The organism is Bacillus sp. AFS001701 (genome assembly GCF_002559405.1).
In the GTDB taxonomy this organism is placed as follows: Bacteria; Bacillota; Bacilli; order Bacillales; family Bacillaceae_G; genus Gottfriedia.
The window spans coordinates 1-8,235 of the sequence record NZ_NTZO01000096.1; the positions used below are offsets into that span (position 1 = coordinate 1).

An 8,235-nucleotide genomic window follows, 5' to 3' on the forward strand; every position below is an offset into this window, starting at 1 on the left:
TTTTAATTGAATTTTAATGAATATAAAAAAAACCTGAAAATAATTTCAGGTTTTACATTCTTCACAAATAAATTTATTTACTGTCTGATTGACTTAGACAACTGCGATACACTCGATTTCGACTAATACGTCTTTAGGTAGTCTAGCAACTTCCACACAGCTTCTTGCAGGCTTGTGTCCATTGAAAAACTCTTCATAAATAGCATTAAAATCAACAAAAGTTTTTAAATCTTTTAAAAATACAGTTGTTTTAATAACTTTTGATAAGTCTGTTCCAGCTTCTTCTAGTACGGCCTTAAGGTTCGCAAACACTTGCTTTGTTTGTTCCTCAATTCCACCTTCTACAATATTTCCTTCTACAGTTAATGGAATTTGTCCAGAAGTGTATAATAATCCATTTGCGATTATTGCTTGAGAATATGGTCCAATTGCTTTTGGTGCATGATCAGTATGAATTAATTGCATTATGTATCTTCCCCTTCTTCATTATATTCAAGTAGCTTATCTATTTAATGACTATAAGCTTTCAGTTTTAATAAATGATTCTTCTTGGAAATTGCCTCTTTCAACTCGAATAAGCTGTTCTCTTTCATTTACCTCAGATAACTTTACAAGTGATATATAATCTTCAACTAATCTTTCTTCAATATTTACTGCCTCAACTAATACACCAATTCCTGCAACATTTGCCTGAAATTCCTTAAGCAAATTTTTCATACCAGTAACCGTTCCACCAGCTTTCATGAAATCATCGATAATTAAAACATTTGAACCTGCCTCGATGCTTCTTTTTGCCAATGACATTGTTTGTATACGTTTTGAAGAACCCGATACGTAATTAATACTTACTGTTGATCCTTCCGTAACCTTATTATCTTGACGAACAATTACAACTGGTACATTTAAAAAGTTTGCAACAGCATATGCTAAAGGAATTCCTTTTGTTGCGATTGTCATAACGATATCTATTTTTTGATTACTGAATATAGATGCAAACATACGGCCTACACTATTAACATAGTTAGGATTGCTTAATATATCAGTCATGTATAAGTATCCACCAGGCAACACTCGGTCTGGTTTTTGAAGTAGATCACATAATTCTTCAATTACTGCATTTACTTCTTGATTACTAATACTAGGAATATACTTTACTCCACCAGCTGCTCCTGGCACAGTCAATAGTGTCCCAATTCCTTGCTGTTCGAACGTCTGCTTTATAATACCTAAATCTTCACTTACTGATGATTTAGCAGACGCATATAAATCAGCAAAAAATGTTAAAGATACTAATTGTTGTGGATGATGCAACAAATAGTGTGTCATACCTACAAGACGAGAGCTTCTTCTAATTTTCATGCAGCACCTCAAATCACGAATATTTTATAAAAATTTTATAATAATATTCGTTTTTAATCAAGTTTTTCCCTTTCGCCTAACATCCGAACAGCGTATACTTGATCGCAGAAACCTTTTAGTCCGTTATAAACACGATTCATCCTAGAATCATGGCGAACTAATCCGAATACTGTTGGACCACTTCCGCTCATTAAAACGGCATCTGCACCAAAACGTTTCATTTGATCCTTAATCATTGCAACCTCTGGGTGTAATTGCAGCGTAACTGTTTCTAATACATTTCCTAATGACAGACAAATATCGTCGTAATTTTTATTCGAAATGGCATTAACCATACGATCTACATCAGGATGTTGAATATTATCTAATTTAAGTTTTTGATAAACAGTTGCTGTTGAAACGCCCTGTGTTGGTTTTGCTAAAATAACCCAACAAGGTGGCGGTGTATCGATATGTTCTATTTTTTCGCCACGACCTGTAGCTATAGCTGTTCCGCCATAAACACAAAATGATACGTCCGATCCGATTTTAGAACCAATTACCGCTAATTCATCTAACGAACAATTTAAATTCCAAAGCTTATTTAGACCTCTTAGTACTGCCGCAGCATCTGAACTACCTCCGGCTAAACCAGCAGCAACAGGAATATTTTTTGTAATAAAAATATGCGCTCCTAATTTAACTCCGAACATTTCTTTGAGTAGCATCGCAGCTTGATAAGCTAAATTGCGTTGATCATCTGGCACGTAACGATTATGTGATGTAACGACAATCTTATCTTCTTGAATAAGCTCTAATTCAATTCGATCGGCTAAATCGATCGTTGTCATGATCATTTTTACATCATGATAACCGTCTCCTCTTTTCCCTACTACATCTAATGAAAGATTTATTTTCGCAGGGGCCTTCACCATTAATTTCACTATTCTCACCTTCTTATGAACACTTACTTTTTTGCTATTGTATCATAATTAACTCATAAGAAAAATGTACCCCAATGAAAGTGAGCTAGATCAGTAAATTTTCTTTAGGAAGATTCACAAAAACCGAAGCATTTAGCTTCGGTTTGATGTGTAGACAAATTCGCTTGTCAAAGTGAAGATTGTTTATTGTTGCTTATTAGATAATTGTAACTCAGCTAATTCGATTGCCCTTTTAACCATGTTGCCGGCATCCTTCGCTCGAATGCCTCCCCAGCCTTCTTTTTGAACGACGTCATAGAAACCAAGATCTTTTGCAAGTTCCTCTTTAAAGCTCTGTGACATTATACCTCTTTTTCTTCTACCCAAAAAAAGCAACCCCCTTTTTCCACTTCGACATTGTTAGTATGTGTAAATCTGTTTAATTTCATGAATAATAAAAAGAAAAGGGACAGTAGAAAATTCTACTGCCCATTCGCCATCAGTCCACTTGTATGGTCATCACAGAAAAACAATTCAACTGTTTCTGTTAAAATATCTGCATAACTAAAAGATAAGCGTTCAAATGCGTTCTCTTCTTGATCTAATTGTACTACGAATATGGATGGATATGTTTCTGCTAATACACCGGAACGTTCCACAGTCTTTCTACGTCCGCTGTTTGCTTTTAATGTAAGTCGTTGTCCAACATGACTATCTAAAGTATCCTTTATTTCAGATAATTTTTTTGCCATTTCATACCACCTCACTATGACAAGTATACCATCTTATGTAAACTAAGTCAAAAAAAGATAAAATTATACCAACGTACTGGTTACCTGTCAATATTTTTTTATAAACACCCGATTATTATTTGTGAAAATCAGAAAATTTATGTATGAAAATAAAAAAAAGATTTTCTACATACGAGTCTCTCGTTAATGTAGAAAATCTTTTCCTTACTCCTCTTCCATCGATTGGAAAGGTAGCCCTGTTCTTAAAATTCCTTTTGTTTCTACTCCGCCTAGTCCTTTTTCACCTGTAATTGTATTACGAACCACTTCATAAACATTTACTCGATCCATAAATGACGTGAAGCTTATTTTCCCAACTACATAAACGGGATCTAATGCATGTATGTTTACCCTAGTTGGTGAGCTTGCAAAGTTTGCTCCTGCACGTATTATCGCTTCAAAGTGAGATTGACATGCCCCAGCAAAAATTACAAGGTGGTCTAAAGACGGAACCTTTTTTCTCGCTTCTTTTACAGCATCGACAAAATATCTTGAATGTCTGTAAGCTTCTATATCAGTAACGACCCCTTTTGCCTTTGTGTATGCATCATGACCAGTTATAACTAGTATATCGGGACGATAATGATCTAAGTAATAACCAATTTTTGTTGGTAATTCTGTTTCCTTACAATAGATTCCCTCAACGGGGACACCCATCTTATTATACATTTCAAGACATTTTTTTAAATATATTGGATCTCCATCGATGTGAAGAACCCGACCTGGTATTTGAAAAAGATTTACTTCTGTTCTATATCCATTTGTTGCTTGAAATCTTCTTTTTTCTTTTTGCTCCAAGGCTTCTCTTTTAAATAGTTTGTAGTTTTCCTCAATTTGAACAGATGATCTTTTACCTTTTTCTCGATACTCTGATTCAATGATTACTCGCAGGTCAGATAAAGGCGCATCAGCAATTAAACGAAAATCGTCACCATATAAAACAGCAATGAATTCATCCCCGATTTGTTTTACCTCCACTACTCGAAAAACTAGGTCATATTTATAAGATGCTCTTTCTACTATATCCCCTACATTAATATTCACATGCCTTCCCCTCCAAAATTGCTTAAGTACACTACGAGTTCGCTCTCTTTTTTTAGATTATGTATGGACAAAAAAAAGGGTGAAAAGAAGGTTTATTGAACTTTTGTAGGGCATCAGAACTAAAATAAAGTGGCTAATAAAAAAGATGATTACAAACTAGTTGGTAAATTAGCTTATAATCATCTTTTTGTTATTTTACTTGTTTATATAAACTATTACTTAACGTTGCAAATTCTTGAATTGATAAAGTTTCTCCTCTTCTTGTTCCTTCAATACCTGCCTCTTGAAGACAAGCTTCAAGTATTGCCTTATCCTTTTTCAGATGAGAAAAGTTATTTAATAAATTATTATTTAATGTTTTTCGTCTTTGAGCAAAGCTCGCTCTAACCACTTCAAAAAAGAATGATTCATCAATTACCTCTGCTGCTGGTGCTTCACGTTTTACTAGCTTTATAACAGCAGAATCAACATTTGGCTGTGGCATGAAGACTGTTCTAGGTACAGTCATAACCGTTGAAGCATGTGTATAAAACTGTATTGCTATTGATAGTGAACCATAATCCTTTGTTCCTGGCTTAGCAGCAATACGGTCAGCTACTTCTTTTTGCAACATACAAACAATTCCTCTGATTGGTAAACCTTCTGTTAATAGCTTCATGATAATTGGTGTCGTTACATAATAAGGCAAGTTTGCGACTACCATTATATCTAACTCATTTGGCAAATACTCATTAATCGCTTTTTCAACATCAGCCTTTAGTACATCTTCATTGACGATTTGTATATTATCATATGGTGAAAGTGTATCTTCTAAGATTGGGACTAGTCTATTATCAATTTCAAAAGCTAATACTTTCTTAGCACGCTTAGCAATTTGCTCAGTTAATGCCCCAATTCCCGGGCCGATTTCAATTGCACAACTTTCTTCAGTTAAATCTGCATAACTTACAATGTTTTCTAGTATATTTGTATCAATTAAGAAATTTTGACCATAGCTTTTTTTAAAGAAGAAATCGTACTTGGCTAATATTTCTTTCGTTCGACTAGGTGTCGCGATATCCTTCATTATTTTTCCTCCATTAAAACTTTTTTTACTGCTTGTCCAAATTCATCTTTAGAGATTTGAAACATTTGCAGTCTTTTCTCTAATTGCTTACCGTTTGTATAACCTATATTAAGAATTTTACCAAGTTTATCTCGTCTTTCACTTGATTTGGGATGTCCAATTAATCCGGCATCTATTAAATCTTCCTTAGTGATTTCAGATTCAACTTCGATAAATTCCTGCTTAACATGAATTAAAGCATTTCGAATAGATTCTCTAGTAGCATGCTCGATTCCTAATCCTTTTTTACCTGAACGAACCGCTTCTTCCTTTGGTAAAAATGCATGCTTACATCCTGGTACATGTTCTTTAATAATCGAGCGTATGCGTTGACCAGGATAATCAGGATCTGTAAATACGATAACTCCTCGTGTCTCCTGAGCATGCTTTATTAATTGTAAAGTATCCTTATTTATAGCAGAACCACTTGTTTCAATTGTATCTGCATCCACAGCCCTTTTAATTGCCGCCGTATCATCTTTACCTTCAACAACAATGATTTCTTTAATTTTCATTTGTTCCTCCAACCAATACAAGTATATGTAATCATACCATATGGATAATAAAACTTCATACTCTCTTAAAAGTAGTATAAAAAAAAGCAGAAGGACTTATCCTTCTACTTTCATTCAAACAACGATCTATTTTAAAAATATTAACTAATAATACGAATTTTTACAGTACGACGACCAAAATCAAAACAATCGTCTTTTGTAGGCATTAAAATATCGATTCTTCTGCCTTTAATTGCTCCACCAGTGTCGCCAGCAATAGCAACACCATATCCTTCAACCCAAACCTTAGATCCTAAAGGAATCACTTTTGGATCAACTGCAATCAGTTTTGTGTTAGGATTTTTACGAACATTAATACCTAAAGCTGTTACACCAGACATCCCAGCGTCGTAAGGTGAATATGCAGTTGCTTCAACATACATTTCTTTTACCTTACTGCTTGATTTTGGCGCACTAGATTTTACTAAAGCACTTGATGTTGGTACGGACTTTGTTCCAACTGCAACTACTCGATCAACTGGTTCTTTTAAAATAGTTTCATCAACTAGCGTTTTAGAAACTACCTTACCATTTTCTTTAATCAGTTCAAAGTTACGTTTAACAAGTCCTTTTACACCTTCTGAAATGACCGAAGATTCATCCTTGTACATAGAAGAATCTTTTTGTTCTTTTTCTTTAAAATCTACAGGCTCTTCCACCACATCGTTGACTTTTTCGACACGGATAACTCGAACTGTATCATTTTGTTTGATCATTTCGCCGGCACCTGGTTCAACTCGGTCAAATTCGTTTAATGTAATGTTCTGCTTTTCTAAAAAGTCAGCGACAGTAGTCGAAGTTGCAAATACTTTTTTAGAAACTCCTCCGTCATTTAATACCATAGGGAATGCTTTTTCGTAAGATACCTTACCATTTTCCTCTAACGGTGTTGACAGTGCAGGCATTATAACATCATCAGGTTTGATCTTAATATTTTGTTCCTTTAATAATTCCTTTACCGTTTGAGCAGTTGTCATAATGACTTTTTCTTGCCCATCGATCGTAAGTTTAACAGGTTTCGCTAAATGAACTGTAATATCCATATCATCTGATATTTTCGTTTTGGCTGACGGATATATTTCATCTGCATTCGTAATATTAATATTTTGTTCTTTTAATAATTCAGCCACAGTATTTGCATGTGTTTGAATAACCTGTTCCTTCCCGTCTACCTCAAGAGTTACTTGTTCTTTAAGTCCCTCATATGCTCCTGTACCTACTGATCCAGTGAAAACTAAAGCTCCTGCAAGTTGTACTGCTAGTTTTTTACTACTCCCAAGTCTAGAAAGTAACCTATTCGCGTCTATCACGATTTTACTCCTCCTTTTCGCCTGAGAAAAAAGATTGACTAGCTCCAAACCTATTAACTAGTGCTTCTACTCTACTGAATGTATGTTTACTAGATTTAGAAGTAGAAGAGTTTTCTTCCGACAAATTCTTCAACTCTTCATACGTGAACTGTGACGAATATTATGTATTCGTACTAGTTCATGAGATCATTTGTTAATCTGAAAAATATTACACGCATTTTCGAAAGTTCGTTTTTGAACTTCCTCAACTGATATGTTTTTTAAACGTGCAATTTCTTCAGCAACAAGTGATACATAGCTAGGTTCATTTCTTTTTCCTCTATACGGATGTGGTGTTAAGTATGGACAATCCGTTTCGATTAATAGATTTTCTAACGGAATCTCTGTCGCAACTTCTTTTTGTTTTTTTGCATTCTTAAATGTAACTGGTCCTCCTAATGAAATATAGAAGTTCATTTTAATACATTCCTTTGCAGTTTCCACACTTCCGCCGAAGCAGTGCATGATGCCACCTACTTCTGATGCATTTTCTTCTTTTAAAATGGTTACAATGTCTTCTGTTGCGTCTCGATTGTGAATGACAATCGGTAGCCCGCATTCTTTTGCTAATTGAATTTGTTTGCGAAATGCTTCTTTTTGGATTTCTTTTGGAGATTTATCCCAGTAGTAATCTAATCCAGTTTCACCAATTGCTACTACTTTAGGATGTTTTGATAATTCCTTAATCCATTCAAAATCTTCTTCAGTTGCGTCAATTGCATCAACTGGATGCCAGCCAATAGCTGCATAAAGAAAATCATACTTCTCAATTAATTCCATAGCTTTCGTAATTGTTGGTCGATCAAAGCCAACAACTACTTGATGAACAACTCCTGCTTCCAGAGCTCTACTAATTACTTCTTCAAGGTCTTCTTTGTATTGATCTGCATTTAAATGTACATGTGTATCAAAAAGCATTTTTACTTCCCCTTTGCTCATCTGAGATTTAGTCTAGCATACCGTAAAATTTCTTACCTAACGCACAGTTAACAATTCCGTTACAAAAAGAAACAGTCAAAATTAAGCAATTTCTAATTAATTTTTAAAGATGTTTTAAATTAATTCCATGTTATATCAAGACTTTCTTACTTTTCGAAACAAAATTCTGATATTTTTTTTAGTTTACTATTG

10 protein-coding genes are annotated in these 8,235 nt (G+C 34.3%); all 10 read right to left on the reverse strand.

Going from position 1 to position 8,235, the window contains the following annotated elements; all coding sequences use genetic code 11:
- Positions 1 to 93 precede the first annotated feature (93 nt).
- Positions 94 to 465 (reverse strand): RidA family protein, encoded by a 372-nt coding sequence (locus CN514_RS08140; protein WP_098232170.1) that lies wholly within the window; start codon positions 463 to 465, stop codon positions 94 to 96.
- Between the two features lie 51 nt (positions 466 to 516).
- Positions 517 to 1,359, reverse strand: a complete 843-nt coding sequence (gene purR / locus CN514_RS08145; RefSeq protein ID WP_098232171.1) for a pur operon repressor — start codon at positions 1,357 to 1,359, stop codon at positions 517 to 519.
- 53 nt (positions 1,360 to 1,412) lie between these two features.
- Positions 1,413 to 2,282, reverse strand: coding sequence for a 4-(cytidine 5'-diphospho)-2-C-methyl-D-erythritol kinase (ispE, locus tag CN514_RS08150; RefSeq protein ID WP_097979270.1), 870 nt, complete (start codon positions 2,280 to 2,282; stop codon positions 1,413 to 1,415).
- Between the two features lie 183 nt (positions 2,283 to 2,465).
- On the reverse strand, positions 2,466 to 2,624 hold the full coding sequence (locus CN514_RS08155) for a small, acid-soluble spore protein, alpha/beta type (protein ID WP_069033981.1): 159 nt from the start codon (positions 2,622 to 2,624) through the stop codon (positions 2,466 to 2,468).
- A 119-nt stretch (positions 2,625 to 2,743) separates the two neighbouring features.
- A complete protein-coding gene (gene veg, locus CN514_RS08160) occupies positions 2,744 to 3,013 on the reverse strand; it encodes a biofilm formation stimulator Veg (RefSeq protein ID WP_069033953.1) in 270 nt (89 codons plus the stop codon).
- A 204-nt stretch (positions 3,014 to 3,217) separates the two neighbouring features.
- Positions 3,218 to 4,096 (reverse strand): sporulation peptidase YabG, encoded by an 879-nt coding sequence (gene yabG, locus CN514_RS08165; protein WP_098232172.1) that lies wholly within the window; start codon positions 4,094 to 4,096, stop codon positions 3,218 to 3,220.
- A 190-nt stretch (positions 4,097 to 4,286) separates the two neighbouring features.
- Positions 4,287 to 5,162 (reverse strand): 16S rRNA (adenine(1518)-N(6)/adenine(1519)-N(6))-dimethyltransferase RsmA, encoded by an 876-nt coding sequence (rsmA, locus tag CN514_RS08170; protein WP_098232173.1) that lies wholly within the window; start codon positions 5,160 to 5,162, stop codon positions 4,287 to 4,289.
- Entirely contained in the window at positions 5,162 to 5,716 is a 555-nt protein-coding gene (gene rnmV, locus CN514_RS08175) for a ribonuclease M5 (protein WP_098232174.1), read from the reverse strand. The genes rsmA and rnmV overlap by 1 nt, the downstream gene beginning before the upstream one ends.
- Before the next feature lie 140 nt (positions 5,717 to 5,856).
- Positions 5,857 to 7,065, reverse strand: a complete 1,209-nt coding sequence (locus CN514_RS08180; protein ID WP_098232175.1) for a G5 and 3D domain-containing protein — start codon at positions 7,063 to 7,065, stop codon at positions 5,857 to 5,859.
- A 186-nt stretch (positions 7,066 to 7,251) separates the two neighbouring features.
- Positions 7,252 to 8,022, reverse strand: coding sequence for a TatD family hydrolase (locus tag CN514_RS08185; RefSeq protein ID WP_098232176.1), 771 nt, complete (start codon positions 8,020 to 8,022; stop codon positions 7,252 to 7,254).
- Positions 8,023 to 8,235 lie beyond the last annotated feature (213 nt).